Annotated in this window: 23 protein-coding genes and 1 other RNA gene; 6 read left to right on the forward strand and 18 right to left on the reverse strand. The window is 56.6% G+C overall.

All coding sequences use genetic code 11. The features are described from left to right. Positions 1–7 precede the first annotated feature (7 nt). The 6 genes from gcvH to HFD92_RS14900 form a co-directional block, all read right to left on the reverse strand. On the reverse strand, positions 8–394 hold the full coding sequence (gene gcvH, locus HFD92_RS14875; RefSeq protein ID WP_111208368.1) for a glycine cleavage system protein GcvH: 387 nt from the start codon (positions 392–394) through the stop codon (positions 8–10). 23 nt (positions 395–417) lie between these two features. After that, positions 418–1,515 (reverse strand): glycine cleavage system aminomethyltransferase GcvT, encoded by a 1,098-nt coding sequence (gene gcvT / locus HFD92_RS14880; RefSeq protein ID WP_058958033.1) that lies wholly within the window; start codon positions 1,513–1,515, stop codon positions 418–420. Between the two features lie 432 nt (positions 1,516–1,947). Then, a complete protein-coding gene (gene ubiI / locus HFD92_RS14885; RefSeq protein WP_167429185.1) occupies positions 1,948–3,150 on the reverse strand; it encodes an FAD-dependent 2-octaprenylphenol hydroxylase in 1,203 nt (400 codons plus the stop codon). 13 nt (positions 3,151–3,163) lie between these two features. Then, on the reverse strand, positions 3,164–4,342 hold the full coding sequence (ubiH, locus tag HFD92_RS14890) for a 2-octaprenyl-6-methoxyphenyl hydroxylase (RefSeq protein WP_167429186.1): 1,179 nt from the start codon (positions 4,340–4,342) through the stop codon (positions 3,164–3,166). Continuing rightward, entirely contained in the window at positions 4,339–5,661 is a 1,323-nt protein-coding gene (gene pepP / locus HFD92_RS14895; protein WP_185185207.1) for a Xaa-Pro aminopeptidase, read from the reverse strand. The genes ubiH and pepP overlap by 4 nt, the downstream gene beginning before the upstream one ends. 54 nt (positions 5,662–5,715) lie before the next feature. Beyond that, entirely contained in the window at positions 5,716–6,294 is a 579-nt protein-coding gene (locus HFD92_RS14900; RefSeq protein ID WP_009087101.1) for a YecA family protein, read from the reverse strand. 170 nt (positions 6,295–6,464) lie between these two features. Here HFD92_RS14900 and zapA point away from each other — a divergent pair, with 170 nt between their 5' ends. The 3 genes from zapA (at position 6,465) to HFD92_RS14915 (ending at position 7,703) form a co-directional block, all read left to right on the forward strand. Beyond that, positions 6,465–6,794 carry a cell division protein ZapA gene (zapA, locus tag HFD92_RS14905; RefSeq protein WP_009087102.1) on the forward strand — a complete coding sequence of 110 codons (330 nt, stop codon included), beginning with the start codon at positions 6,465–6,467 and terminating at the stop codon, positions 6,792–6,794. Between the two features lie 39 nt (positions 6,795–6,833). Beyond that, positions 6,834–7,017, forward strand: a non-coding RNA gene (gene ssrS, locus HFD92_RS14910) — 6S RNA. A 77-nt stretch (positions 7,018–7,094) separates the two neighbouring features. Further along, positions 7,095–7,703, forward strand: coding sequence for a 5-formyltetrahydrofolate cyclo-ligase (locus tag HFD92_RS14915; RefSeq protein ID WP_140924980.1), 609 nt, complete (start codon positions 7,095–7,097; stop codon positions 7,701–7,703). A gap of 110 nt (positions 7,704–7,813) precedes the next feature. Here the strand turns inward: HFD92_RS14915 and serA are convergent, their stop codons facing one another. Together serA and rpiA are read right to left on the reverse strand one after the other, a co-directional pair. Continuing rightward, positions 7,814–9,052, reverse strand: coding sequence for a phosphoglycerate dehydrogenase (gene serA, locus HFD92_RS14920; protein WP_009087106.1), 1,239 nt, complete (start codon positions 9,050–9,052; stop codon positions 7,814–7,816). A 279-nt stretch (positions 9,053–9,331) separates the two neighbouring features. Further along, the gene (rpiA, locus tag HFD92_RS14925; protein WP_046102502.1) at positions 9,332–9,991 is read right to left on the reverse strand and encodes a ribose-5-phosphate isomerase RpiA; all 660 of its coding nucleotides are present in this window, start codon (positions 9,989–9,991) and stop codon (positions 9,332–9,334) included. Between the two features lie 182 nt (positions 9,992–10,173). Between rpiA and HFD92_RS14930 the strand changes: the two genes are divergently transcribed. Further along, on the forward strand, positions 10,174–11,079 hold the full coding sequence (locus tag HFD92_RS14930; protein ID WP_167429187.1) for a LysR family transcriptional regulator ArgP: 906 nt from the start codon (positions 10,174–10,176) through the stop codon (positions 11,077–11,079). Positions 11,080–11,344: 265 nt separating this feature from the next. Here the strand turns inward: HFD92_RS14930 and HFD92_RS14935 are convergent, their stop codons facing one another. From HFD92_RS14935 to tkt, 7 genes are all read right to left on the reverse strand, one after another. Continuing rightward, complete coding sequence (locus tag HFD92_RS14935) at positions 11,345–12,067, reverse strand: oxidative stress defense protein (protein ID WP_167429188.1); 723 nt, start codon at positions 12,065–12,067, stop codon at positions 11,345–11,347. 144 nt (positions 12,068–12,211) lie between these two features. Then, entirely contained in the window at positions 12,212–12,835 is a 624-nt protein-coding gene (argO, locus tag HFD92_RS14940; RefSeq protein WP_167429189.1) for an arginine exporter ArgO, read from the reverse strand. A gap of 124 nt (positions 12,836–12,959) precedes the next feature. Next, positions 12,960–13,856 carry a small-conductance mechanosensitive channel MscS gene (gene mscS, locus HFD92_RS14945; protein ID WP_046102504.1) on the reverse strand — a complete coding sequence of 299 codons (897 nt, stop codon included), beginning with the start codon at positions 13,854–13,856 and terminating at the stop codon, positions 12,960–12,962. A gap of 191 nt (positions 13,857–14,047) precedes the next feature. Further along, positions 14,048–15,127, reverse strand: coding sequence for a class II fructose-bisphosphate aldolase (gene fbaA / locus HFD92_RS14950; RefSeq protein ID WP_009087119.1), 1,080 nt, complete (start codon positions 15,125–15,127; stop codon positions 14,048–14,050). Between the two features lie 105 nt (positions 15,128–15,232). Then, positions 15,233–16,396: a phosphoglycerate kinase gene (gene pgk, locus HFD92_RS14955; protein WP_009087121.1), complete on the reverse strand. Its 1,164-nt coding sequence runs from the start codon at positions 16,394–16,396 to the stop codon at positions 15,233–15,235. 51 nt (positions 16,397–16,447) lie between these two features. After that, positions 16,448–17,467, reverse strand: a complete 1,020-nt coding sequence (gene epd, locus HFD92_RS14960; protein ID WP_009087123.1) for an erythrose-4-phosphate dehydrogenase — start codon at positions 17,465–17,467, stop codon at positions 16,448–16,450. 316 nt (positions 17,468–17,783) lie between these two features. Next, positions 17,784–19,778: a transketolase gene (gene tkt, locus HFD92_RS14965; protein ID WP_046102506.1), complete on the reverse strand. Its 1,995-nt coding sequence runs from the start codon at positions 19,776–19,778 to the stop codon at positions 17,784–17,786. 271 nt (positions 19,779–20,049) lie between these two features. Here tkt and HFD92_RS14970 point away from each other — a divergent pair, with 271 nt between their 5' ends. After that, a complete protein-coding gene (locus HFD92_RS14970) occupies positions 20,050–20,805 on the forward strand; it encodes a M48 family metallopeptidase (RefSeq protein WP_046102507.1) in 756 nt (251 codons plus the stop codon). 62 nt (positions 20,806–20,867) lie between these two features. On the opposite strand, the gene HFD92_RS14975 is transcribed toward HFD92_RS14970, so the two are convergent. From HFD92_RS14975 to speA, 3 genes are all read right to left on the reverse strand, one after another. Beyond that, entirely contained in the window at positions 20,868–21,278 is a 411-nt protein-coding gene (locus tag HFD92_RS14975; RefSeq protein WP_009087128.1) for a YidB family protein, read from the reverse strand. 191 nt (positions 21,279–21,469) lie between these two features. After that, positions 21,470–22,390 (reverse strand): agmatinase, encoded by a 921-nt coding sequence (gene speB / locus HFD92_RS14980; RefSeq protein ID WP_009087129.1) that lies wholly within the window; start codon positions 22,388–22,390, stop codon positions 21,470–21,472. Between the two features lie 168 nt (positions 22,391–22,558). Beyond that, on the reverse strand, positions 22,559–24,535 hold the full coding sequence (gene speA / locus HFD92_RS14985; RefSeq protein WP_009087130.1) for a biosynthetic arginine decarboxylase: 1,977 nt from the start codon (positions 24,533–24,535) through the stop codon (positions 22,559–22,561). A gap of 843 nt (positions 24,536–25,378) precedes the next feature. Between speA and metK the strand changes: the two genes are divergently transcribed. Further along, positions 25,379–26,530, forward strand: a complete 1,152-nt coding sequence (gene metK, locus HFD92_RS14990) for a methionine adenosyltransferase (RefSeq protein ID WP_058958123.1) — start codon at positions 25,379–25,381, stop codon at positions 26,528–26,530. Positions 26,531–26,702: the final 172 nt, after the last annotated feature.

Genomic DNA, 26,702 nt, shown 5'->3' on the forward strand with positions numbered 1-26,702 from the left:
CTGACGATTACTCGTCGATGGAGGCTTTATAGGCATCCGCATCCAGCAGCGAGTCAAGTTCGGACGCGTCGCTGGCTTTCATTTTGAATAACCAGCCGCCGGCATAAGGCTCGCTGTTAACCTGCTCCGGTGAGTCGGTCAGCGCGTCGTTGACCGCCACAATTTCACCGCTGAGGGGCGCATAAATATCTGAAGCCGCTTTAACGGATTCCGCTACCGCACACTCTTCACCGGCTGAGAACGTCGCGCCCACTTCCGGCAGATCGACAAACACCATGTCGCCCAGTAACTCCTGCGCATGTTCAGTAATCCCCACGGTGTAGCTGCCATCCTCTTCTTTGCGCACCCATTCGTGGCTGTCGCGGTATTTCAACGTATTCGGCACATTGCTCATTGGCCATTTCTCCTGAATAAAATTTACTGAGCGACCGGCTTACCGGCGCGGACAAAAATGGGACGGGTGACCTGTACCGGCATCTGGCGGTTACGGATCTCAACGATGGCGGCGCTGCCGACGGAAGCGGGGACGCGCGCCAGGGCGATGCTGCAACCCAGGGTCGGTGAGAAAGAACCGCTGGTAATGATCCCTTCCTGCTGCTGTCCCTGCTCATCCGTGAAACGCACCGGCTGCCCGTGACGCAGCACCCCTTTTTCCGTCATGATCAGTCCCACTAGCTTTTCCGTTCCGCGTTCACGCTGTAGCTCCAGGGCTTCCCGGCCGATGAAATCGCGGTCTGCTGGCTCCCAGCAGACGGTCCAGCCCATGTTGGCGGCCAGCGGTGAGACACCTTCATCCATCTCCTGACCATAGAGGTTCATCCCCGCTTCCAGACGCAGGGTGTCGCGCGCGCCCAGTCCGGCCGGTTTCACCCCTGCAGCCAGCAGGCGCTGCCAGAACCCCGCCGCCTCGCCTGCGGGCAGCGCAATCTCATATCCCGCTTCACCGGTGTAACCCGTTGTAGCGATAAACAGATCGCCCGCCTGCACGCCGAAAAAGGGCTTCATGCCTGCGACGGCCTGACGCTGCTCTTCGCTGAACAGCGTCTGCGCTTTCTGCTGTGCCTGCGGACCCTGCACGGCAATCAGCGCCAGATCATCGCGTTCGGTCAGCGTAATGCCGTAGTGCTGCGCGTGCTGCGCTATCCAGGCGAGATCTTTCTCACGGGTCGCGGAGTTCACGACCAGCCGGAAGAACGTCTCGCTCATAAAGTAAACAATTAAATCGTCAATGACGCCACCCGAGGCATTGAGCATCCCGGTGTAGAGCGCCTTGCCGGGCTGGGTCAGTTTTGCCACATCGTTCGCCAGCAGGTAGCGCAGAAACTCGCGGGTACGCGGACCGGTCAGATCGACAATGGTCATGTGGGAGACATCAAACATGCCGGCGTCACTGCGCACGACATGATGTTCATCCATCTGGGAGCCGTAGTGCAAAGGCATCATCCAGCCATGAAAGTCCACCATACGGGCACCGCAGGCCTGATGCTGTTCAAAGAGAGGTGTTTGCTGAGTCATAACCATCCTGTGCAGAAGCGAATGAGTACAAAAGCGCGCCGTCATACTGTGCCGACGCAAACGTTCTCCTGAGGCTGACGTTACCACCGAATCTGGCGATTAACCATAAGCAAATCGGGGTCGAAAGCAGAGGCACAGACTAACCAGGAATCGGAAGCGACAGGATAATAAACTGCATTTTTGTGATTAATCGCGCAATAAATGCAGGCTATTTAAATATACGCAGCAAATTTATGCGGCACGACGTCCAGGTTGTTAAAAAGATCCCGCCTTCCGCGCGCTTCCGGATAAAAAAAAGTAATGCGAAATCTCACGCAAAATTAGAATAAATCAAACGAGGAACCCTGCTGGTGCAGCGTTGCCTTTTTGTGGTGCAGAGGGGTTTGAGAGATAAAAAAAGCCAGCAGAAGCTGGCTTAGCAGAGAGGCAGATTCAGCGAAGCCAGGCGGGCAAATCGGTCAGGCCCATCGCCTGTTTCAGCATCATCGGTTTGACGCCCGGTAAACGGTCCGCCAGCTTCAGACCGACATCACGCAGCAGTTTTTTCGCCGGGTTGTTACCTGCAAACATTTCGCGGAAGCCCTGCATGCCCGCCAGCATCATGGCGGCGCTGTGTTTACGGCTGCGCTCATAGCGGCGCAGATAGAGGTGCTGACCGATATCTTTGCCCTGCTGATGGAGACGCCGGATCTCTCCGATCAGCTCTGCGGCGTCCATGAAGCCCAGGTTAACCCCCTGTCCTGCCAGCGGATGGATGGTGTGAGCCGCATCCCCGACCAGCGCCAGACGGTGCGCCGCGAAGTTGCGGGCGTAGCGCGCCACCAGCGGAAACGTTTTGCGCTCGCTTTCCAGCTGGCAGAGGCCGAGGCGCATATCAAACGCCACGGAGAGCTGCTGGTTGAACAGCGCGTCCGGCATGGTTTCCAGGCGGCTGGCTTCCTGAGGCGACAGCGACCAGACGATAGAGCTGAGGTGTGGGTCCTGCATCGGCAGGAACGCCAGTATGCCGTCGCCGTGGAACACCTGACGCGCCACCGCGTCGTGAGGTTGTTCGGTGCGAACGTTAGCCACCAACGCATGGTGGTCGTAATCCCAGAAGGTCAGTGGAATATCCGCTTTGTTGCGCAGCCAGGAGTTTGCACCATCAGCAGCAATCATTAAGCGCGCGCTTAGCATGCTGCCATCCTGCAGCGTAATAAAGGCTTCGTTGTCACCAAATGCCACCTGCTGCAACTGCGAAGGCGCCATCAGCGTGACGTCACTGCAGGTGCTGGCGCGTTGCCAGAGCGCGCTCTGGATCACCGGATTTTCGATGATGTAGCCAAGATGCGACAGGCCCTGCTGCTCATCATCAAACGCGATGGCTCCAAAACTGTCCTTCTCCCACACTTCCATACCGTGATAGGGGCTGGCGCGCAGGGAAAGGATTGTCGACCAGACATCCAGCTTCTGCAGCAGACGTTCACTGGCGGCATTAATTGCCGAAACACGGACGGAGGGTGACGCACTCAGCGCCAGGGGCGGCTCCGGCGATTTTTCCAGTACGGCGATGCGCAGTCCACTGCCCTGCAAGCCGCAGGCGACAGCCAGCCCCACCATTCCGCCACCGGCAATCACCACATCAAAAGTTTGCATCTGAGCCTCTTTGTTAACGCTTAACCCAGCCAAGCGTGCGCTCAGCCAGTTGATTTCGTAGCCACGGCAGATGGTCCATCGCCAGCAGGCCCAGGTTACGTCCTGCCACCAGCGGGGCGTAACGATTGGCAAAGACGCGAACCAGCCCGTCTGTGATGCCAATGGTGGCGGCACGGTCCGACTGCCGGCGTTGCTGATAGTGATTCAGGACCGCATAGCTGCCAGGGTCCTGCTGTTGCCGATGGGCAGCGGCCAGCGTTTCCGCCAGCGACATCACGTCGCGCAGGCCCAGGTTAAAGCCCTGCCCGGCAATCGGATGCAGCGTCTGTGCCGCATTGCCTACCACCGCCACGCGATGCGTTACCGTCTGCACCGCCTGGTGCAGCGCCAGCGGGTAGCATTCGCGCTGACCGGTGTGGGTGAATCTCCCCAGCCGCCAGCCAAAGGCGCGCTGCAACTCGCTGAGGAATTCAGCATCACTCCACTGCACTATTTTTTCGCGCTGCGACGCCGGATGGCACCAGACCAGCGACAGACGGTTCCCGGACATCGGCAACAGCGCCAGCGGGCCATGCTCGGTGAAACGTTCAAATGCCCGGCCCTGATGAGGCAGTGCGGTGGAGACGTTGGCGATAACCGCCAGCTGCTGATACGCCTCAGTCTGCCACTGGATGCCACAGGATGCCGCCAGTGCAGAGCGTGTGCCGTCTGCCGCCACCAGCACTTTTCCGCTGAGTTGCTCGCCGTTGTCCAGCGTCACCTCAACCTGCTCTTCGCTGCGGGTTGCCTGGGTCACGCGAGCCGGACAGCGCAACGTCACGCCCGGCGCTTTTTTCAGTTCAGCAAACAGTCGCTGACCGACGTCAAACAGCTCGACAACCTGCCCCAGCGCCGGAATCTCATAGTCAGCCGCCGCCATCGAGACAAAGCCTGCGTGGCCGCGGTCGGAGACATGGATATCAGTAATCGGCGTGGCACAGCTGGCGATGCGCTGCCAGAGGTTAATCGCCGCCAGCTGCTGGCAGGTGCCGGCTGAGAGCGCAATAGCCCGGCCATCAAAACCGGGGTGCGCCCGGCTGGCAGGCTCGCTGCGCTCGATCAGCGTCACCGGCAGTTTGCCCTGGGTGAGATGGGAGATCGCCAGCGCCAGCGTCGCCCCGGTCATGCCGCCACCGGCAATCAGAATCGTCATGCCTGTTTAGCCGCCGCCATCAGCGCCTCAATCTCATCGGCCTCTTTCACAACGCTGTCGGTGAGATTTTCAATGCCCTCTTCGGTGATCACGATGTCATCTTCGATACGGATACCGATGCCGCGATACGTCACAGGGACATCCGCATCCGGCGCGATGTAGAGGCCCGGTTCAACCGTTAACACCATGCCCGGTTCCAGTATCCGGTCGCGGCTCGGCGTGCCGTAGTGGCCAACATCGTGAACATCCAGCCCCAGCCAGTGGCCCAGACCATGCATGTAGAACTGACGATGCGCCTCTTCGGCAATCAGCGTATCGACGTCACCGTCGAGAATGCCCAGCTCAACCAGGCCGGTGATCATAATGCGTACGACTTCATCGTTGACTTCGCGAATGCTGATGCCAGGCCGGAACATCTCCAGCGCCCGGTTCAGTGAAGCCAGAACGATGTCATAAATCGCGCGCTGCGCCGGGCTGAATTTGCCGTTAACCGGGAAGGTGCGGGTGATATCCCCGGCATAGCCGTGGAACTCGCAGCCGGCATCGATCAGCACCAGATCGCCGTCGCGCATTTCACTTTCATTTTCGGTGTAGTGCAGAATGCAGCCGTTTTCTCCGGCACCGACAATGGTGTTGTAGGCCGGGAAGCGCGCGCCATGACGGGCAAATTCGTGATGAATCTCTCCCTCCAGCTGATACTCAAACATGCCTGGCTGGCAGGCCAGCATGGCACGGGTATGGGCCAGGGCACTGATCTTCCCGGCGCGACGCATCAGCTCGATTTCATCCGCATCCTTGAACAGGCGCATCTCATGCACCCAGGGACGCCAGTCGGTCAGGGTGGCAGGCGCGCTGAGGTTCTGGCGGAACCCACGACGCAGTTTTTCCAGGGCGCTGAACACCAGGGCATCGGCATGGCTGTAGTCACCCTGTGCGTGGTAGATCACATCCAGGCCGTTGAGCAGCAGGTGCAGCTGTTCGCCAATGTCGTCCCAGGGCAAGGCGCGATCCACGCCCAGTTTCGCAGGAGCCGCCTCCTGACCCAGCCGACGGCCAGACCAGATCTCTGCCGTGAGGTCACGCACGCGGTTAAACAGCACGCTGTGGTTGTGATTCTCATCGCTTTTGATCAGGACCAGCAGCGCCTGTGGCTCGTTAAAACCGGTGAAATAGCTGAAATCGCTGCTCTGACGAAACGGATACTCGGTGTCATTACTGCGCGTCACTTCAGGCGCAGCAAAAATTAACGCGGCGCTGCCTGGCGCCATCTTCGCTAACAGCGCCTGACGGCGCTGCAGGAATCGTTCCAGTGAAATCATCTCTGCACTCCCTGTAAACTGACCGGTTAAACTCGTTGACCTGAAACGCCTGACTTAATGCAGCGTCGGCTTTTGCACTTCTGGCGCAGTGGGCTGTGGGCGGGTAAAGGTGTCATGACACAGCAGGGCTGCCACGCGCACATACTCAATCACCTCTTCCAGCGACTGCTCCAGTTCCTCCTGGTCTTCATCCTCTTCATAACCGAGCTGAGCGATGGTGCGCAGGTCATCAATGGCTTCGCCGGTTTCCCCGGTGACCTTATCCAGTTTAGGCTGTGTTACGCCCAGGCCGAGCAGAAAATGGTTCACCCAGCCCGCCAGCGCATCGGCACGGTCAAAGACGGTGATGTCATCATCAGCGGGCAGCAGCAGCTGAAACAGAAAGCCTTCATCTTCCAGCGTGGTCGCCGTGTGCGCGTGCAGTTCTGTCAGTGGCACTGCGAGAGAGTGAGAAAACGCCATGCCTTCGTTAGCCAGATCGTGGACCAGCGTCTTCCAGCTGGTGTCCTGGTTACCGCCGCAGAGGATCCCACTCAGCAGGCCGTGCATTTCTGCGGGCGTCATTCCAACACCCTGCTGTGAGAGCACCGCCGCAAGCGCGTTGTAATCGGGGGTTGCGTTCTGTAAGGACATAAGTTTTCATCGTCGTTGGCAGAATAAGTTCGTGTTATGCTACCACTAGCTGCCTCAAGGTTTCCAGAAAAGGGGTTGTATCTTATTTCGTGGGTCTATATAGTTGCCCGCCTCCCAAGCCATTGACTGCTAAGGGAGTTGCGAGCGAAGTAATCAGTCAGGAAGGTGGCATGTCTGCACAACCGGTAGATTTACAAATTTTTGGTCGTTCGTTAAGAGTGAATTGTCCGCCAGAGCAGCAAGATGCGCTCAATAGTGCGGCTGACGATCTCAATCAGCGGTTGCAAGATTTAAAAGTTCGCACTAGAGTCACAAATACAGAGCAACTGGTGTTCATCGCCGCGTTAAACGTCTGCCATGAACTGGCGCAAGAGAAAGTGAAAACGCGCGATTATGCTGCTAATATGGAACAGCGTATCCGTATGCTGCAGCAGACGATTGAGCAGGCGTTAGTTGAGCAGGGTCGCATAACCGACCGCCAGGATGCGAAGTTCGAATAAAACTTCATGGTTGCTGTGCTACAGTAACGGTGAGGTAAATTTTCTCTGAGATGTTTGCAAGTGGGCCAGTCCCCTGAGCCGATATTTCGAAAAAACAGAATGTGACGCTCTGTAACCTGTGTGCATGCTCGGTCCGTCCGAGAAGCCTGATGGTTACGACGGCATGTTCACCTTGAACCAAGGGTTCAAGGGTTACAGCCTACGGCGGCATCTCGGAGATCTCCCTTTCAGCACTCCTGCTTTTTTCCCCCGACCGACATGTTATAGTCGCTGAACAGCGACTTATCCGGCGGGGAAATCATGTCTGAACCTTCCATCTCTGCACCTTCCATGTTACAGCGTCAGGAAATTCGCCAGCAGGTGCGTCATCTGCGCCGGGCGCTGACGGACGAGCAGCAGGCCCAGGCGGCCGAACAGCTTGCGGAGCTGGCCCTGAACTACGCCCCGCTTACTGCCGCACAAAACATTGCCCTGTTTCTGTCAGTGGATGGGGAGCTCAATACCCGTCCGCTGATTGCCCGGTTGTGGCATCTGAAAAAAACGGTCTGTCTGCCGGTTTTGCACCCCTTCTCTCCCGGTAATTTACTGTTTCTGCGCTATTCGCCCGATACCCCCTTGCAGACCAATAAGCTGCGTATTCCCGAACCGCCGCTGGATATCCGGCAGTTGATCACCCTGGATCAGCTGGATCTGATGATGGTGCCGCTGGTGGCGTTTGATCACGCCGGTCAGCGTCTGGGGATGGGCGGAGGCTTCTACGATCGCACGCTGCAGAACTGGCGGCAGCACGGCTTTTTGCCCGTGGGTCTGGCCCACGATTGTCAGCAGGTTGACAGCCTGCCGGTGGCAGAATGGGATGTGCCTTTGCCGGCCGTAATGACGCCGTCAAAGCTGTGGCAGTGGGAGTAGAGGAAGTGATATTACGACACTTTCAGATGGCTTAATCCCCTGTCCGGGCGCATCTGTCTGCAATGAAACCTGAAGAGACGCGACTCAGCGCCTCTCCAGACGGGTAGCGCTTAGTAAAGTAAACGCGCGCGGATAGTCCCCGGAATAGCCTTCATCAGCTGCAGAGCTTTCTCAGCCACTTCCGGCTCAGCATCGATATCGATGACCACATAGCCCATAAATGGCGACGTCTGCAGATACTGAGCGGCGATGTTAATGCCCTGCTCGGCGAAAATCTGGTTGATCGCCGTCAGCACGCCCGGACGGTTCTCGTGGATGTGCAGCAGACGGCTGGCGCTGATGCCGTGGATCGGCAGTGAAACTTCCGGGAAGTTGACCGCCGACAGGGTGGAACCGTTGTCGGAGTATTTCGCCAGCTTGCCCGCAACTTCAATACCGATGTTCTCCTGCGCTTCTTCTGTCGATCCGCCAATGTGCGGCGTCAGGATCACGTTGTCGAACTCACTCAGCGGAGAGATAAAGGGATCGCTGTTGGTGGCTGGCTCGACCGGGAAGACGTCGATGGCCGCGCCTCCCACATGCTTGCTGGCCAGTGCCTCGCACAGCGCCGGGATATCCACAACCGTGCCGCGAGAGGCGTTAATCAGCAGCGCGCCAGGCTTCATCTGCGCCAGCTGCTCCGCCCCGATCATATCCTGTGTCGACACGGTTTCCGGTACGTGCAGGCTCACAACGTCGCTCATGTTGAGCAGTTCCGCCAGATGGCGAACCTGAGTGGCGTTACCCAGCGGCAGCTTGTTTTCAATGTCGTAGAAGAAAACGTGCATGCCCAGGCTCTCTGCCAGCACGCCCAGCTGCATCCCGATATGGCCGTAACCGATGATACCGAGTTTTTTCCCACGCGCTTCGAATGAGCCTTTGGCATTCTTGTTCCAGATACCACGGTGCGCTTTGGCGTTCGCTTCCGGGATACCACGCAGCATCAGCAGCATCTCACCAATCACCAGTTCAGCGACCGAGCGGGTATTGGAGAACGGCGCATTGAAGACCGGGATTCCGCGACTGGCGGCGGCCTGCAGGTCAACCTGGTTGGTTCCGATACAGAAACAGCCGACAGCGACCAGCTTTTCAGCTGCCGCAAAAATCTCTTCAGTGAGCTGGGAGCGGGAACGGATACCAATGAAGTGCGCATCACGGATGGAGGCTTTTAATGCATCAGCGTCCAGCGCGCCCTTGTGAAATTCGATGTTGGTATAGCCTGCAGCCCGCAGGTTGTCCAGCGCGCTCTGATGCACACCCTCCACCAGCAGGAACTTAATCTTATCTTTATCCAGTGATACCTTTGCCATTTCCCGATCCTATTCAGCATTCAATGAGGAGTACCATAAGCCAGCCTTCTGTCAAAATATCAAAAAAATCGCGTCGGGCAATACAAACGATTGCCCGGGAGCCAGCACGGCAACGGCTGGCAGCACCACAATGCCAGACAAAATCACGGGGTCAGGGTTGAAGAGAGAATGAAACCGTTGCGGATAACGGTTATGTGACATAAGTCACCAAATTTCACCCGGGCGAGAAAAGATGATTTGCAGGCAGAAATAAGCGGCGCCGTATCGACGCCGGACAGATCATTTTTTGATGGTTTTCACGCCATCCGGACCGCCTATCAGCGCAATATCGGCGCCGCGTGCGGCAAACAGGCCCACGGTGACCACGCCAGGCAAAGCGTTGATGCTCTTTTCCAGCGCAATCGGATCGAGAATAGTCAGATTATGCACGTCGAGAATGATGTTGCCGTTATCGGTGATGACATTCTGGCGATACTCCGGCAGGCCGCCCATTTTAACCAGCTCACGCGCAACGTAACTGCGCGCCATCGGGATCACCTCGATCGGCAGCGGGAAGCGGCCCAGCACATCGACCTCTTTAGAGGCGTCGGCGATACAGATAAAGGTCTGCGCCACCGCGGCCACGATCTTTTCACGCGTCAGCGCCGCGCCACCGCCTTTGATCATCTGCATCTGCGGGTTGATCTCATCCGCACCATCGACGTAAACCGACAGAAGATCGATCTCGTTCAGGTCAAACACCGGAATGCCCAGGCTTTTCAGTTTCAGGGTCGAGGCATCCGAGCTGGAGACGGCACCTTCGATCTGATGCCTGACTGTGGCAAGCGCATCGATAAAGTGGGCAGCGGTGGATCCGGTGCCTACGCCAACAACCGTCCCCGGCTGCACGTACTCAAGTGCAGCCCAGCCAACGGCTTTTTTCAGTTCATCCTGGGTCATGGTATGTTTAAAACCTGTGCGACAACGAAGTGCGCGTAGTATAAAACAAGGCTGGCTGAAAATGCTCGGCTGACCGACGTGGATTTAACGCTTTGGAAGCCAGCCCACAAAAAACAGGTGAGCCATCACAGGCGGCACTTTTGTGGCATAGTGACGTCCACCCTGAAGGAGAGAGAAGAATAATGAAACGCCCGGATTATCGAACGCTTCAGGCGCTGGATTCAGTGATCCGCGAACGCGGATTTGAGCGAGCCGCACAGAAACTCTGCATCACCCAGTCGGCGGTGTCTCAGCGTATTAAGCAGCTGGAGAACCTGTTTGGTCAGCCGCTGCTGGTGCGCACCGTGCCGCCGCGTCCGACCGAACAGGGCCAGAAACTGCTGGCGTTACTGCATCAGGTCGAGCTGCTGGAAGAGGAGTGGCTGGGTGATGAGAACAGTGGAACCACGCCGCTGCTGCTGTCGCTGGCGGTCAACGCCGACAGTCTGGCGACCTGGCTGCTGCCCGCCCTGAAAGATGTGCTGGCCGACTCGCCCGTGCGCCTGAATCTGCAGGTGGAAGATGAAACCCGCACCCAGGAGCGTCTGCGCCGCGGTGAGGTGGTGGGCGCGGTCAGTATACAGCCGCAGCCGCTGCCCAGCTGCCTGGTGGACCAGCTCGGCGCGCTCGACTATCTGTTTGTGGCGTCGCGCGACTTTGCCGATCGCTTCTTCCCCAACGGGGTGACCCGCTCTGCCCTGCTGAAGGCGCCTGCTGTCGCGTTCGACCACCTTGATGATATGCATCAGGCCTTCCTGCAGCAGAATTTCGACCTCTCACCCGGGAGCGTGCCCTGCCATATCGTCAACTCATCGGAAGCCTTTGTGCAGATGGCGCGACAGGGGTCGACCTGCTGTATGATTCCGCATCTGCAGATTGAGCGCGAGCTGGCAAGCGGGGAGTTAATCGATTTGACGCCTGGCCTGTATCAGCGCCGGATGCTCTACTGGCATCGTTTTGCGCCGGAGAGCCGTCTGATGCGTCGGGTCACCGATGCGCTGATAGCGCATGGACATCGGGTGCTGCGTCAGGATGACGCGGCAGCCTGAAAACAAAAACGGGGCGAAAGCCCCGTTTTTGTTGCTGACAAATCGGGATAAAGAAGACTCTTACAACAACAGAAAAGTTAAACGCGCAGGGAGCAGGGTCAGAAGAGGAAAGCGTCCCGCGCCAGGGATGGTGCGGGCCGAGCGGCCAGGGATTGGCCTTAGCGACTTTCCGATCTGACCCTGTTTCCTGTGCAGGCACCGTCTCACAGCGAACCGGGCCAGGTTTTGTCAACAATTTCAAACGGGACATCAGCCCCGTTTTGCATTATGGCGAGTTGGGCTTGAGTTCAAACACCACATCGACCTGATCGTCAAAGTTAATGCTCTGCTGATCGTAGGTTTCCTGGGCTGAGGTATCGGCTGCTGCCGCCGCTTTATACATGCGGTTCATCGGCATCGGCTGATAGTTAGCGACCTGATAGCGGATGCTGTAGATCGGGCCCAGCTTCGCGTTAAAGCCTTCAGCCAGCTGTGAGGCCTGCTGAGTCGCATTCTTAATTGCCGCTTTACGTGCCTGCTCTTTGTAGCTCTCCGGGTTTGCTACGCCTAACTCGACGCTGCGCACCTCGTTCAGACCCGATTTCAGTGCGCCATCCAGCAGATCGTTCAGCTTGTCCAGCTGACGCAGAGTGACCTGAACCTGACGCACCGCGCGATAGCCTTTCAGGACAGATTTGCCCTCTTTGGTGTAATCGTACTCTGGCTGGGTACTCAGGTTAGCCGCATCGATATCTTTCTTCTCAATGCCGTTTTTCTGCAGAAAATCGAAATATTGTGCAACCCGGCTGTCCGCCTGCTTTTTCGCATCGGCGGCATCTTTGGATGAGACATTCACCACGATAGAGAGCGTAGCGATATCGGGACGGGCATCGACTGTTGCCTTGCCTGAGGTCACCACGTGCGGCCCATTTGGTAACTCATCAGCGTGTACGCCAGGCAGTGCTCCGGCGCTCATGATTGCGGCCAGAGCCAATGCTTTCAGTTTCATGAAAGTCCTCCTTGAAAAGGTCACTATGACGGCTTCTAACCGGCGAAGCCCAGCAGCGCATCGGTATGCGCCATGCTTTGAGTGGTCATTATGGCAAAAGTTCGCCAGCGGTGCGGCAATAACCGCAGGCTGTTCGCGTTCTGTTCAGAAAGCGGCGATACCCTGGCGCGCCAGTTGCAGGGCAATAAACCACATCACTACGCCGACCAGCAGGTTAATGATGCGCTGTGCCGTCGCAGTGCGCAGACGCGGTGAGAGCCACGCGGCCAGCAGGGCCAGGCCGAAAAACCACAGGACAGAGGCGCTGATGGTTCCCAGCGCGAACCACTGACGCGCCGCGGTGGTCGGCAACTGACCGCCAAGACTGCCCAGCACCACAAAGGTATCAAGATAGACGTGCGGGTTGAGCCAGGTCACCGCCAGCAGCGTCGCCACGATGCGTCCCCTGCTCTGCCTGCGCGACGCCCCCTCTGCCAGATCGACATCGCCGCGAAAGGCGTGACGCAGCGCGCTCCAGCCGTACCAGAGCAGAAAGGCCACGCCCGCCCAGGTGATTGCCCCCAGCAGCAGCGGAGAGTGACTCAGGAGTGCACTTCCACCGAAAATACCGCCGCAAATCAGCAGAATATCGCTCAGCGAGCAGAGCGCCGCTGTCATCAGGTGGTACTGCCGCTTTACCCCCTGATTCATGACAAAGGCGTTCTGCGGACCCAGCGGCAGAATCAGTGCGGCACCCAGGGCAAGCCCCTGAAAGTAGAGAGATATCACAGAATTATGTCCTCACATCGTCAGATGTGAAGCAGTATAAGAGCGGGCGATGATTAGCGGAAATTGAAAGAATTAATCTGCGATTAGCAAAATGAATGGGCGACCGGGGTCGCCCATAAAACGATTACTCCGGCTGGGCCTGTGGCGCGATTGTTTCTGGCGCGGCGGTCTCCGGCTTTTTAACACGGTGCAGATGCACATCCATCTGAGGATAAGGAATGCCAATCCCTTTTCCATCCAGCGCACGCTTAAAGTTCTTCAGCAGATCCCAGTAAACATCCTGCAGGTCTCCGCTGTTGCTCCAGCAGCGCACCACAAAGTTCATCGAGGAGGCCGCCAGCTCATTCAGGCCCACCTGCACACCTTTCTCCTGCAGAACACGGCTATCAGCATCAACCACTTCGCGCAGCAGCGTCAGCACCTGATCAACATCCGCATCGTAAGAGACACCAATGATAAATTCATTGCGGCGTATCGGCTCGCGCGAGAAGTTAACGATGTTACCGGTGATGATTTTACCGTTAGGCACCACCACCAGCTTGCCGTCAGCCGATTTGAGGGTCGTGGAGAAGATCTGTACGTTCATGACCGTACCCATGATGCCGCCCAGATCGACAAACTCACCGGCCCGGAAGTGGCGGAAAATCACCAGCAGCACACCCGCCGCGAGGTTTGACAGGGAATCTTTTAATGCCAGGCCTACAGCCAGACCGGCTGCACCCAGAATAGCGATGACCGAGGTGGTCTGGACGCCGATACGCCCCAGTGCGGCGATAAGCGTGAACGCGATAATGCCATAGCGTACCAGCGCAGACAGGAAGTCAGCGACCGTGGTATCAATGTGACGCGCGCGCAGCAGACGATTGACCGCATTGGCGATGATGCGCGCAATCATCAGCCCTACCACGATAATCGCAATCGCGGCGACGATGTTTACCGCATAGCTAATCAGGAGTTCCTGATTTCGTATAATCCAGTTTCCCGCGTTGTTGATTTCATCGATCATGCCCGTATCCTGCATGTAACCATCCTGTAATTAAATCCCAAAGGGAATGAGACCACATTGTCAGAACCGCTCTGACAATCCCTGACAAAAGGGTAAACAATAAATGCCGGTGTGCCAAACCTGCATGACCTTTGACATAAATCTGCTGAAAAAAAGGCAAAAAAAAGGCCCTTCCGGGCCTTTTTTATACGGTAACCACCAGAGTGTTACAGTACGTCGACAGCGTTAAGCTCTTTGAAAGCCTGCTCCAGACGGACCACCATAGACGCCTGGGCAGAACGCAGCCAGACGCGTGGGTCGTAATATTTTTTGTTTGGCTTGTCGTCGCCTTCCGGGTTACCCAGCTGCGACTGCAGATAGCCTTCGTTCTTTTTGTAGTACTGCAGAATGCCGTCCCAGGTTGCCCACTGGGTATCGGTATCGATGTTCATCTTGATCACGCCGTAGCTGATAGACTCTTCGATCTCTGCTGCTGAAGAACCTGAACCGCCGTGGAAAACGAAGTCCAGCGCGTTGTGCGGCAGGCCATGTTTTTCACACACAAACTTCTGCGAATCACGCAGAATGGTCGGGGTCAGTTTCACGTTGCCTGGCTTGTACACGCCGTGGACGTTACCGAATGACGCCGCAATGGTGAAGCGCGGGCTGATCGCATGCAGTTTTTCGTACGCGTAGTTCACATCTTCTGGCTGGGTGTAGAGTGCGGATGCGTCCATGTGGCTGTTATCAACGCCATCTTCTTCACCGCCGGTGCAGCCCAGTTCAATCTCCAGGGTCATGTCGAGTTTCGCCATGCGCGCCAGGTATTTGCTGCTGATTTCGATGTTCTCTTCCAGAGACTCTTCTGACAGGTCGATCATGTGAGAAGAGAACAGCGGTTTGCCGTTTTTCTGGTAGTACTCTTCACCCGCGTCCAGCAGACCGTCGATCCACGGCAGCAGTTTCTTGGCACAGTGGTCAGTGTGCAGAATTACCGGCACGCCATACTGCTCAGCCATCAGGTGAACATGGTGTGCACCCGAGATTGCACCGAAAATAGCGGCGCCCTGTGGTTTGTCAGTCTTGAAACCTTTACCCGCGATGAAAGCCGCACCACCGTTAGAGAACTGAATGATGATTGGCGCTTTAACTTTCGCAGCAGCTTCCAGTGCGGCATTGATAGAGTCGGTGCCGACGCAGTTTACGGCTGGCAGTGCGAATTTGTTCTCTTTCGCGACTTTGAAGATCTTCTGTACGTCATCACCAGTGACAACGCCGGGTTTTACGAAATCAAAAATTTTAGACATGATTGTGTCCTGTTTCGTGACCGTTGTTCCCCTTAAGGAACGTCGATTTAAACGCCCAGACGGGCAAGACTTCAGGCGATGCCGCAGGGCATCACCCCCAAAGGTTTACTGCTTCGCACGCTCTTCCAGCATGGCGACGGCAGGCAGTTTCTTGCCTTCAACGAACTCAAGGAACGCGCCGCCACCGGTAGAGATGTAGGAAATTTTGTCTTCGATACCGAACAGGTCGATCGCCGCTAAGGTGTCGCCGCCGCCAGCCACAGAGAACGCCTCACTGTCTGCAATAGCGTTCGCCACGATTTCGGTGCCTTTACGGAAGTTAGGGAACTCGAATACGCCCACCGGGCCGTTCCACAGGATGGTTTTCGCATCCTTCAGAATGGCAGCCATCGCCTGTGCGGTTTCATCACCGAAGTCCATAATCTCTTCGTTATCCGCCACTTCCGAAACCTTTTTCACAGTCGCTGGTGCAGTTTCGGAGAATTCCGTGCCGACACGTGAGTCAGTCGGAACCGGAATACCGTGCTGATCGCGCAGGCCTTTCGCTGCTTCAACGAAGTCTGGCTCATACAGGGATTTACCGACTTTATTGTCGATAGCCACGAAGGTGTTCGCGATGCCGCCGCCGACAATCACGGTGTCCGCGATTTTGACCAGCGACTGCAGCACATCAAATTTGGTTGAGACTTTAGAACCGCCTACGACAGCGACCAGCGGACGCTCAGGGTTGGTCATCACCTTACCCAGCGCTTCCAGTTCAGCGGAGAGCAGCGGACCAGCACAGGCAACAGGCGCAAATTTGCCGACGCCGTGAGTAGAGGCCTGCGCGCGGTGTGCAGTACCAAACGCGTCCATCACGAAAACGTCGCACAGGGCAGCATATTTTTTAGACAGCGCTTCGTCATCTTTCTTCTCGCCTTTGTTAAAGCGAACGTTTTCCAGCACCACCAGTTCGCCAGCGCCCACTTCCACGCCGTCGAGGTAATCTTTTGCCAGGGTCACATTGGTGCCGCTCAGCTTCTCTTTCAGGTAGTTCACGACCGGCAGCAGCGAGAACTCTTCGTTGTATTCACCTTCGGTCGGACGACCCAGGTGAGAGGTAACCATTACTTTCGCGCCCTGTTTCAACGCCGCTTCAATGGTGGGCAGAGAAGCACGGATACGTGCATCAGACGTCACTTTACCTTCTTTAACCGGTACGTTGAGATCGGCACGGATCAGCACGCGTTTGCCAGCCAGATCCAGATCGGTCATCTTAATTACAGACATGGTGAACCCTCTCGTTGATTCTCATAAGTTTTGCCAGACGCAAACCGCGTCTTACCTGAAACCGCTTGCGGCCATGGCTAACGTCGTGTCGAGCATTCGGTTAGCAAAGCCCCATTCGTTGTCACACCAGACCAGGGTCTTGATAAGGTGTTGACCGCTGACCCGCGTTTGCGTTCCGTCCACAATGGCGCTGTGCGGATCATGGTTAAAATCTACTGAGACTAACGGTAATTCCGTATAGTCAACTATACCACGAAATGCCCCCTCTGCCGCGCTTTGCAACAGGGTGTTAACCTCGCACGCCTTCACTGCCTGACGAACAGAAACGCTGAGATCAATAGCCGTCACGTTGATCGTCGGGACGCGAACCGCTATCGCCTCAAAGCGATCGTTGAATTTCGGAAAAATGCGGGTGATGCCCGCCGCCAGCCGGGTGTCGACCGGAATGATCGACTGGCTGGCTGCACGGGTGCGGCGCAGATCGCTGTGATAAGCGTCGATCACCTGCTGATCGTGCATCGCCGAGTGAATCGTGGTGACGGTGCCGGATTCGATGCCAAACGCATCATCCAGCAGTTTAATCACCGGTATAATGCAGTTGGTGGTACAGGAGGCATTGGAGACGATTCGGTCGCTGGCGCTCAGATCCTGCTGATTAACGCCATACACCACGGTCGCGTCGAGATCGTTTCCGCCGGGATGAGAGAACAGCACTTTTTTGGCACCCGCCTGAAGATGCGCTTCGCCATCCGCGCGCGAACCGTAAACGCCGGTGCAGTCCAGTACCACATCAACGTCGAGTTCACGCCACGGCAGATCGGCAATCTCTGCACGGTGCAGAATGCGCAGGGTATCGCCCCCCACCCACATCACATCGCGCTCCTGGCGCACATCAAAAGCAAAACGGCCATGGCTGGTGTCATATTTCAGCAGGTGCGCCATCCCGGTGGCTTCCGCCAGCTCGTTGATCGCCACCACCGTAATCTCCGCCCGCCGGCCCGTTTCATATAACGCGCGCAGAACGTTGCGTCCAATCCGGCCAAAACCATTTATTGCTACCCGTACCGTCATTTCTCTCCTGCCACGTCAGACTGAAAAAAACGTGCCGTTAGCCTGAGCGTTTCACTGCATTTTGTACAGGAGATTCTTACCCGGCATTGTCCGAAACCAGGGCAAGTTGCCTGGCGACTGAAACGGTTCAGCTACAATAATGGAAGGAAGGAATAACGGGAATGACTGTGATCAATCTGACTGCTTATATTTAGATCTGCGTCACAAATTGAGGCGAAAACAGGTTATTACTGCAGGAATAAAAGAGCGAGAGGGACGAAAAAGTCGTCCCTCTGCGTTTAGCGCCAGGCGGGTTCAGGCCCGCCTGACCGGTTTTTTACGCCAGCAGCGCTTTGGCTTTCGCCACGACGTTGTCGACGGTAAAGCCAAACAGTTCAAACAACTGATCCGCAGGCGCTGATTCGCCGAAGCTGGTCATGCCGACGATGGCCCCATTCAGACCTGTGTATTTGAACCAGTAATCTGCGATGCCCGCTTCGATAGCTACGCGTGCGCTGACCGCTTTTGGCAGAACGGCTTCGCGATACGCATCGCTCTGCTTGTCGAAGGCATCCGTTGAAGGCATAGAGACGACACGCACCTTACGACCTTCGCTGGTGAGTTTGTCCCACGCACCGACAGCCAGTTCAACTTCTGAACCGGTGGCGATCAGGATCAGCTCAGGCGTGCCGTCGCAATCTTTCAGCACATAACCGCCGCGCGCCACGTTAGCCAGCTGCTCAGCGTCACGCGACTGCTGCGCGAGGTTCTGACGGGAGAAGATCAGTGCCGTCGGGCCATCCTGACGTTCAATGGCGTATTTCCACGCCACGGCAGATTCAACCTGGTCACACGGACGCCACAGGCTCATGTTTGGCGTGGTGCGCAGGCTGGCCATCTGTTCAACCGGCTGGTGCGTCGGGCCATCTTCGCCCAGACCGATGGAGTCGTGGGTGTAGACCATGATCTGACGGATCTTCATCAATGCCGCCATACGCGCAGCGTTACGCGCATACTCAACGAACATCAGGAAGGTGGCCGTATAAGGCAGGAAGCCGCCGTGCAGCGCCAGGCCATTAGCAATAGCGGTCATACCGAATTCACGCACGCCGTAATGGATGTAGTTACCTGCCGCATCTTCATTGATCGGCTTAGAGCCCGACCAGACAGTCAGGTTGCTCGGCGCCAGGTCAGCTGAACCGCCCAGGTATTCCGGCAGAATTTTACCGAAGGCTTCAATCGCATTCTGTGAGGCTTTACGGCTGGCGATCTTCGCCGGGTTCGCCTGCAGCTGCTCAACAAATTTCTGAGACTCTTCCTGCCAGTTAGCAGGCAGCTCATTGCTGATGCGACGCTTAAACTCAGCGGCCAGTTCCGGGTGAGCCTGCGCGTAAGCCGCGAATTTCTCATCCCAGGCGGACTCTTTCGCCTGACCCGCTTCTTTCGCGTCCCACTCAGCGTAGATCTCTGACGGGATAACGAACGGTGCGTGGTTCCAGCCCAGCTGTTTACGGGTCAGCGCCACTTCGTCATCACCCAGCGGTGCGCCGTGTGAATCATGGGTGCCCGCTTTGTTCGGCGAACCGAAGCCGATGACGGTTTTGCACATCAGCAGTGATGGCTTGTCGCTGACGCTTTTCGCTTCGTCGATCGCTTTAGCAATCGCATCCGCATCGTGACCATCAACGCCGCGCACAACGTGCCAGCCGTAAGCTTCAAAGCGCTTAGCGGTGTCATCGGTGAACCAGCCATCAATGTGACCGTCGATAGAGATACCGTTGTCATCATAGAAGGCCACCAGTTTGCCCAGCTTCAGCGTACCCGCCAGTGAGCAGACTTCGTGCGAGATGCCTTCCATCATGCAGCCATCACCCATGAAGACATAGGTATTGTGGTCTACGATGTCATGACCCGGACGGTTGAACTGCGCGGCCAGGGTGCGCTCAGCGATAGCGAAGCCGACCGCATTAGCGATGCCCTGCCCCAGCGGACCGGTGGTGGTTTCAACGCCGGCGGTGTAGCCATATTCCGGGTGACCTGGAGTTTTTGAGTGCAGCTGGCGGAAGTTTTCCAGTTCGCTCATCGGCAGATCGTAGCCGGTGAGGTGCAGCAGGCTATAGATCAGCATGGAGCCGTGACCGTTGGAAAGCACGAAACGGTCGCGGTCAGCCCACTGCGGGTTGGTCGGGTTGTGGTTCAGGTAACCGCGCCAGAGTACTTCAGCGATGTCCGCCATACCCATTGGGGCACCCGGATGTCCCGATTTCGCTTTCTGTACTGCATCCATACTTAACGCACGAATGGCGTTGGCAAGCTCTTTACGAGAGGGCATTTTCTACTCCAGGTCGGATTAATGCTTCGCGCCTTAACTTATTGTTATTAATGAGTTACCGGGCAAAACAAGGAAAAAGTTGCCCATCAATGTACATGAAAATCGGGGCAAAAGTACATGCTGTAAAACGCTAAATGTCACCGCTTCGTATGGCTTTTCCGGCCAACTCTGCTAGCAAAGTGCAGACTGGCAGGCTATAACCAAAACGTTTATTCACCTGGCACGGTTTCAGGTGTTTGTTTTTCTTACCTTGTTATGAATGGGATAGAGCATGAAAATCCAGAAAACGGTATTAGCGCTTGGACTGGCGACGCTGCTGAGCGGCTGTCAGGGGCTGGACAATAACGCGCTGATGCAGTCAGGCGCACAGGCCTATCAGGCTTACACGCTGAGCGACGATCAGGTTAAGCAGCTGAGCGATAAGTCCTGTGAGCAGATGGACAAAGAGAATCAGATCGCGCCGGCTGACAGCGAATATCAGCAGCGTCTGAACAAGATTGCCGCCGCGCTGGGCGATAACATCAATGGCGTCCCGGCTAACTACAAGGTTTACCAGACGAAAGATGTCAACGCCTGGGCGATGGCAAACGGCTGTATCCGTGTCTACAGCGGACTGATGGATATGATGACCGACAATGAAGTCGAAGGGGTACTGGGCCATGAGATGGGTCACGTTGCGCTGGGCCACACCCGTAAAGCGATGCAGCTGGCGTATGCCACCACTGCGGCCCGCACGGCTGCCGCGTCGGTTGGCGGAGTGATCGGTTCGCTGTCGCAGTCGCAGCTGGGCGAACTGGGTGAGAAACTGGTCAACGCGCAGTTCTCCCAGTCGCAGGAGTCACAGGCGGATGACTACTCCTATGACCTGATGAAGAAGCGCAACATTAACCCGATGGGGCTGGTCACCAGCTTTGAGAAACTGGCGAAGCTGGAACAGGGCCGTCAGAGTTCAATGTTTGACTCCCACCCGGCTTCAGAAGCGCGCGCTCAGCATATCCGCGATCGCATTGCTGCCGACGCGAAATAAGAGACAATCAGGCGCATCATCCTTCAGGCCGATGCGCCTGATACCTTCCGGCTCTGGCTGATTCAGCGCTTAAATATCTGATCCACCATTGAGCCTAAATCGAGTTTATTCTCATGCAGTGACGCCTCATCCATGCGCCCCTGCGGTGACATCCTGTCGATCAGCTGCGGCAGAATCACCGCCAGCGTGCCTGCTGCGCCCTTAACGTCGGTTCCCAGCTTATCCGCCAGTGACTGCAGTTCCGCCTGACCAAACGCCGAGTGGATATCGCTGTGCGCGACCGGCTGATTGCTGCCGGTGCCAATCCACGAACTAAAGACTTCACCCAGCCCGCCCTGCTGAAATTTTTGCAGCAGCACTTCAATGCCGCCCTGCTCCTGTACCCAGTGCCACACCGCCTGCAGCTGGCCGGGCAGATGCCCGTCACTCTGACTGCCCTGCAGTGAGCCCGCCAGTTCATCAAGAAAGCCCATGATTGCCTCCACGTCGAAAATCGATGTCACTAAGTTTAGTTGCTGATGTGCAGTTGCGCCTGAACCGCATGGCCGAAGCCAGCAGCCGGTCAGACAGGGTATTCGTGGGGAAAACGCAGAGGGGAATGGCGGGAGACGGCAGCAAAGCCTGCCGGATTATCCCGGCAGACTTATCAGAGGGGTGCGGCAAATCAGCCCTTGTTGGCCGCCTGAACATGCAGCATATCCAGCGCCAGCGTCGCCGCGGCCAGCGCGGTTAAATCTGCATGGTCATAGCCCGGTGCCACTTCCACCAGATCCATACCCACGATGTTCATGCCCTGCAGGCCACGGATCAGTTTGGTCGCTTTATCGGTGGTCAGGCCGCCAATGACCGGCGTGCCGGTGCCAGGTGCATGAGCCGGGTCCAGACAGTCGATATCGAAGGTGAGATAGACCGGCAGATCGCCGACGGTGCGTTTTACTTCAGCAAGGATATCGTCAACGCTGCGGTCATTGACCTGCGCCGCATCCAGCACGTTGAAGCCCAGGCTCCGGTCAAATTCAGTTCGGATACCGATCTGCACCGAGTGCTGAGGATCGATCAGCCCCTCTTTCGGCGCGGTAAAGAACATGGTGCCGTGGTCAAAGGTCGGGCCGTTGGAGTAGGTGTCGGTGTGGGCATCAAAGTGCACCAGCGCCATCTTGCCGAAATGTTTCGCATGCGCGCGCAGCAGCGGCAGCGTCACGTAGTGGTCGCCGCCAAAGGTCATCATGCGCTTGCCGCTGGCCAGCAGTTTTTCGGCGTGCGCCTGTAATTTATCGGAGAGATCCTGTGAGTCACCGAAGGCGTAAACCAGATCGCCGCAGTCGACAACGTTCAGACGCTGACGCAGATCGAAATCCCACGGCCAGCGGCAGCCTTCCCAGGCCAGGTTGGTGGAGATCTGGCGGATGGCGCCCGGCCCCAGGCGGCTGCCCGGACGACCAGAGGTGGCAGCATCAAACGGTACACCGGTAATCACCCACTCCGCGTCGCTGTCATAAGGCTGGAAGTTCAGCGGAAAGCGCATGAAGCCGAAGGCGTTAGAGACCAGGGAGTTGTCGTACTGATTGCCAAGCGTGTTATACATAATTGCTCTCTCTATGCGTAAGTCGGGCCAGGCCCGCAAGCCATTAAGATATAGATGAAAAAAATCCCCTCCGCGTCGTTAGGCCCGACGAGGAAGGGATTGAGTGAGTCAGATTATCGGCATAGTCAGCGGCAACTGCAATATACGATTGCGGGCTGAACGATGCGATTACTCATCTTCTAAATAGGTGTATCCGTAGAGGCCGCTCTCAAACTCTTCCAGGAACTGGGCACGAAGCTCTTCGTCGAGATCGGACGCCTGCACCTGATTGCGGAACAGCGACATCAGCTGGTTAGGATCAAGCTGCACATAGCGCAGCATGTCTGCCACGGTGTCACCCTCATCCGACAGCTGCACTTCCACTTCGCCATTTTCGCGCGCGTAGACATCCACCGCCTCGGTGTCACCGAACAGGTTGTGCATGTTGCCCAGAATTTCCTGATAAGCCCCGACCATGAAGAAGCCCAGCATCGGCGGGTTATCCAGGTCATATTCCGGCATCGGCATGGTGGTGGCGATACCGTCGCCATCCACATAGTGATCGATGGTACCGTCAGAGTCACAGGTGATGTCGAGCAGCACAGCGCGGCGTTCCGGCTTCTTATTCAGCCCTTCCAGCGGCAGAACCGGGAAGAGCTGATCGATACCCCATGCATCCGGCATCGACTGGAACAGCGAAAAGTTAACGTAGATCTTATCCGCCATTCGCTCCTGCAGTTCGTCGATGATCGGACGATGCGCACGGTTGCTCGGATCGAGATGCTGCTGAATATAGTGACAGATGCTCAGATAGAGCTGCTCAGCCCATGAACGCTGCTTAAGATCGTAAGTGCCGGAGGAGTAGCCGGTGTGGATATCGAACAGGTCCATCTGGCTGTCGTGCAGCCACTCACGCAGCGAACGGCGGGTATCCGGCTCGTGCATCTCCTGCCAGGTTTCCCACATGCTGAGAATCGGGCGCGGCGCATCGGCATCCGGCGTTTCAGGTTCGCTGAACTCGTTGCGCTCCACGCCGATGATGTTAGAAACCAGCACCGTATGGTGTGCGGTCACGGCGCGACCGGACTCGGTGATCACCGTCGGATGCTCCAGGCCGTGCTCATCACAGGCGGCCCCGATGCCCCAGATCACGTTGTTAGCGTACTCATTCAGGCCATAGTTGACCGAACAGTCAGACTGCGAGCGCGTGCCTTCATAATCGACACCCAGACCGCCGCCGACGTCGAAACATTTGATGTTTACGCCCAGCTTCGCCAGTTCGACATAGAAACGCGCCGACTCACGCACACCGGTGGCGATATCGCGGATATTGGACATCTGTGAACCAAGATGGAAATGCAGCAGCTGCAGGCTGTCGATGCGGCCCGCTTCGCGCATAATCTCAACCAGCTTCAGCACCTGCGTCGCTGACAGGCCAAACTTCGACTTTTCGCCGCCGCTCGACTGCCACTTGCCGGAGCCCTGTGACGCCAGGCGAGCACGGATACCCAGACGCGGCACCACGTTCAGACGCTCCGCCTCTTCCAGCACCAGCCGCACCTCGGTCATTTTTTCCAGCACCAGATAGACCTTGTGGCCCATCTTCTCGCCAATCAGCGCCAGACGAATATATTCCCGGTCTTTATAACCGTTACAGACGATCACCGTGCGGGTCTGACCCGCATGTGCCAGCACCGCCATCAGCTCCGCTTTCGAGCCAGCCTCCAGGCCCAGCGGTTCACCGCACTGGGTCAGGGATTCAATGACGCGTTTATGCTGGTTGACTTTAATCGGGTAAACCAGGAAATAGTCACCGGTATAGCCGTAGGATTCACGCGCACGTTTGAACGCGCCGTTAATAGAGCGCAGACGATGTTGCAGGATCTGCGGGAAGCAGAACAGCGCGGGCAGACGCTGGCCCTGTGCTTCGCGCTCTTTCACCAGCCGGGCTAAATCGACGCGTACATCCGGGCGATCCGGATCCGGGCAGACACTGATGTGGCCCAGTTCGTTGACGTCGTAATAGTTGTTGCCCCACCAGGCGATGTTGTACGTCCGCAACATTTTGCTCGCGTCCTGATCATTCATTGCAACCTCCTGCATGGAGCGGAGTGCACCCTGTTCGCCAGCTGACGAACCTTTGATATTCTTCATGTCGTCAGACATCGCGAACCTCAATTTTCCGTTGAAAGATGAAACTGTTAACCGGCTTTATGGCCGCTAATCTGAAACGCAGATACCCCATTAAACGTCATGTCCTGTTCACCTGACGTTGCCGTCAGCGCGCTTCACGCATATGAGTTAAGTGTAAAACACCCTGGCCAGATCCGTTTAAACAGAGAACATTTACCCGATCTTTATTGACCATAGATAACCGGTCTCGTTCCACTGCGTGGACGCAGAGAAGAGACAAAGCCCTGAGAACAGAGGTAAAGATTAGCCAGCGCTCGTGTCGGTAAAATTACCGCATCGCAGATATTGTCGGCTGGAAAGAGAAACAGAGGGGAGGCAGGAGCGCGCCAGTGTTGCGCCAGAGCGCAGAGAACCGGGAGAAGAAAAAGCGTGGTTCATTACTTGTATCACCTCCGCATATGCCAGGGGCACATGGAGAACAACCAGGGTGAAAGCCAGACCGGTGTCTGACGGGCGCGACGCACACAGTGGCGTCATCCTTGCTGCGGCTAGCGAAGCAGCGGCGTTTTATACCGTTTACGGCGCTAAAAAGCAAAAAGATTATCGGGTAATTCCGTGGAGTGTCAGCAAATTATGCCGATAAAGCTGACAGGTAAAATGCCGAAACAGAAAAAGGGCTGGTAATTGGTTTATCCTCTATCCTAAAATAGCCGTCCAGATGGTTTTCCATCTAAACAGGTTAATATCCAGGCGGTGTTGGCCTGCTGTGCTGACACAACCTCACTGCTCGCGGCTTTGCCTGAAGGGGCGTCAGGTCAGATAACCTCACTGGCGCTATGCAGTCGAATTCAAACCATATTTAAGGTAAAGAACAGAATGGCTAAACACCTTTTTACGTCCGAGTCCGTATCAGAAGGACATCCCGATAAAATCGCCGACCAGATTTCCGATGCCGTGCTGGATGCGATCCTGGAACAGGATCCAAAAGCGCGTGTGGCCTGCGAAACCTACGTTAAAACCGGTATGGTACTGGTTGGTGGTGAAATCACCACCAGCGCCTGGGTCGATATCGAAGAGATCACCCGTAACACCGTTCGCGAAATCGGCTATGTTCATTCCGATATGGGCTTTGATGCCAACTCCTGCGCCGTATTGAGCGCGATTGGCAAACAGTCTCAGGATATCAATCAGGGTGTTGACCGCACCGATCCGCTGGAACAGGGCGCGGGCGATCAGGGCCTGATGTTCGGTTATGCGACCAACGAAACAGACGTTCTGATGCCTGCACCGGTGACCTATGCACACCGTCTGGTTCAGCGTCAGGCAGAAGTGCGTAAAAACGGCACCCTGCCGTGGCTGCGTCCGGATGCCAAGAGCCAGGTCACTTTCCAGTATGACGATGGCAAAATTGTCGGCATCGACGCGGTCGTGCTGTCAACGCAGCACGCGGAGTCCATCAGCCAGAAAGATCTGCAGGAAGCGGTGATGGAAGAGATCATCAAGCCGGTTCTGCCTGCCGAGTGGCTGAACGCCTCAACCAAATATCACATCAATCCGACCGGCCGCTTTGTGATCGGCGGCCCGATGGGCGATTGCGGTCTGACCGGTCGTAAAATCATCGTCGACACCTACGGCGGCATGGCGCGTCACGGTGGCGGTGCGTTTTCCGGTAAAGATCCGTCAAAAGTTGACCGCTCTGCGGCCTATGCAGCGCGTTATGTCGCGAAAAACATCGTCGCAGCCGGTCTGGCTGACCGTTGTGAAATTCAGGTCTCTTATGCGATCGGCGTTGCTGAACCGACCTCCATCATGGTGGAAACCTTTGGCACCGAGAAAATTGCGACCGAACAGCTGACGCTGCTGGTGCGTGAATTCTTCGACCTGCGTCCATATGGTCTGATTCAGATGCTGGATCTGCTGCACCCTATCTACAAAGAGACCGCCGCTTACGGTCACTTTGGTCGTGAACATTTCCCATGGGAAAAAACCGATAAAGCCGCCCTGCTGCGTGAAGCGGCTGGCCTGTAAGTTTTCCGGCTGATCATGAAACCCTGCCACGCCGGCAGGGTTTTTTATTGCCTTTTCAGTGGCTTTGCCTTCGTGCAGCACGGGCAGATTGCGCTCTGTTTTGCACTCCCGGCCTGCCCCCTTCTGACCGGATAAAACGCTTCTGCCCGACCTTCCCGCCGCCCCTCAGCAG

This window comes from Pantoea sp. EKM101V, from assembly GCF_011800325.1.
GTDB classification, from domain to species: Bacteria; Pseudomonadota; Gammaproteobacteria; order Enterobacterales; family Enterobacteriaceae; genus Pantoea; species Pantoea anthophila.

Excerpts from the sequence above, each read along its gene's own strand:
- gcvH (WP_111208368.1), bottom strand. The coding sequence starts at position 394 with ATGAGCAATGTGCCGAATACGTTGAAATACCGCGACAGCCACGAATGG.
- gcvT (WP_058958033.1), bottom strand. The coding sequence starts at position 1,515 with ATGACTCAGCAAACACCTCTCTTTGAACAGCATCAGGCCTGCGGTGCC.
- ubiI (WP_167429185.1), bottom strand. The coding sequence starts at position 3,150 with ATGCAAACTTTTGATGTGGTGATTGCCGGTGGCGGAATGGTGGGGCTG.
- ubiH (WP_167429186.1), bottom strand. The coding sequence starts at position 4,342 with ATGACGATTCTGATTGCCGGTGGCGGCATGACCGGGGCGACGCTGGCG.
- pepP (WP_185185207.1), bottom strand. The coding sequence starts at position 5,661 with ATGATTTCACTGGAACGATTCCTGCAGCGCCGTCAGGCGCTGTTAGCG.
- HFD92_RS14900 (WP_009087101.1), bottom strand. The coding sequence starts at position 6,294 with ATGTCCTTACAGAACGCAACCCCCGATTACAACGCGCTTGCGGCGGTG.
- zapA (WP_009087102.1), top strand. The coding sequence starts at position 6,465 with ATGTCTGCACAACCGGTAGATTTACAAATTTTTGGTCGTTCGTTAAGA.
- HFD92_RS14915 (WP_140924980.1), top strand. The coding sequence starts at position 7,095 with ATGTCTGAACCTTCCATCTCTGCACCTTCCATGTTACAGCGTCAGGAA.
- serA (WP_009087106.1), bottom strand. The coding sequence starts at position 9,052 with ATGGCAAAGGTATCACTGGATAAAGATAAGATTAAGTTCCTGCTGGTG.
- rpiA (WP_046102502.1), bottom strand. The coding sequence starts at position 9,991 with ATGACCCAGGATGAACTGAAAAAAGCCGTTGGCTGGGCTGCACTTGAG.
- HFD92_RS14930 (WP_167429187.1), top strand. The coding sequence starts at position 10,174 with ATGAAACGCCCGGATTATCGAACGCTTCAGGCGCTGGATTCAGTGATC.
- HFD92_RS14935 (WP_167429188.1), bottom strand. The coding sequence starts at position 12,067 with ATGAAACTGAAAGCATTGGCTCTGGCCGCAATCATGAGCGCCGGAGCA.
- mscS (WP_046102504.1), bottom strand. The coding sequence starts at position 13,856 with ATGCAGGATACGGGCATGATCGATGAAATCAACAACGCGGGAAACTGG.
- fbaA (WP_009087119.1), bottom strand. The coding sequence starts at position 15,127 with ATGTCTAAAATTTTTGATTTCGTAAAACCCGGCGTTGTCACTGGTGAT.
- pgk (WP_009087121.1), bottom strand. The coding sequence starts at position 16,396 with ATGTCTGTAATTAAGATGACCGATCTGGATCTGGCTGGCAAACGCGTG.
- epd (WP_009087123.1), bottom strand. The coding sequence starts at position 17,467 with ATGACGGTACGGGTAGCAATAAATGGTTTTGGCCGGATTGGACGCAAC.
- tkt (WP_046102506.1), bottom strand. The coding sequence starts at position 19,778 with ATGCCCTCTCGTAAAGAGCTTGCCAACGCCATTCGTGCGTTAAGTATG.
- HFD92_RS14970 (WP_046102507.1), top strand. The coding sequence starts at position 20,050 with ATGAAAATCCAGAAAACGGTATTAGCGCTTGGACTGGCGACGCTGCTG.
- HFD92_RS14975 (WP_009087128.1), bottom strand. The coding sequence starts at position 21,278 with ATGGGCTTTCTTGATGAACTGGCGGGCTCACTGCAGGGCAGTCAGAGT.
- speB (WP_009087129.1), bottom strand. The coding sequence starts at position 22,390 with ATGTATAACACGCTTGGCAATCAGTACGACAACTCCCTGGTCTCTAAC.
- speA (WP_009087130.1), bottom strand. The coding sequence starts at position 24,535 with ATGTCTGACGACATGAAGAATATCAAAGGTTCGTCAGCTGGCGAACAG.
- metK (WP_058958123.1), top strand. The coding sequence starts at position 25,379 with ATGGCTAAACACCTTTTTACGTCCGAGTCCGTATCAGAAGGACATCCC.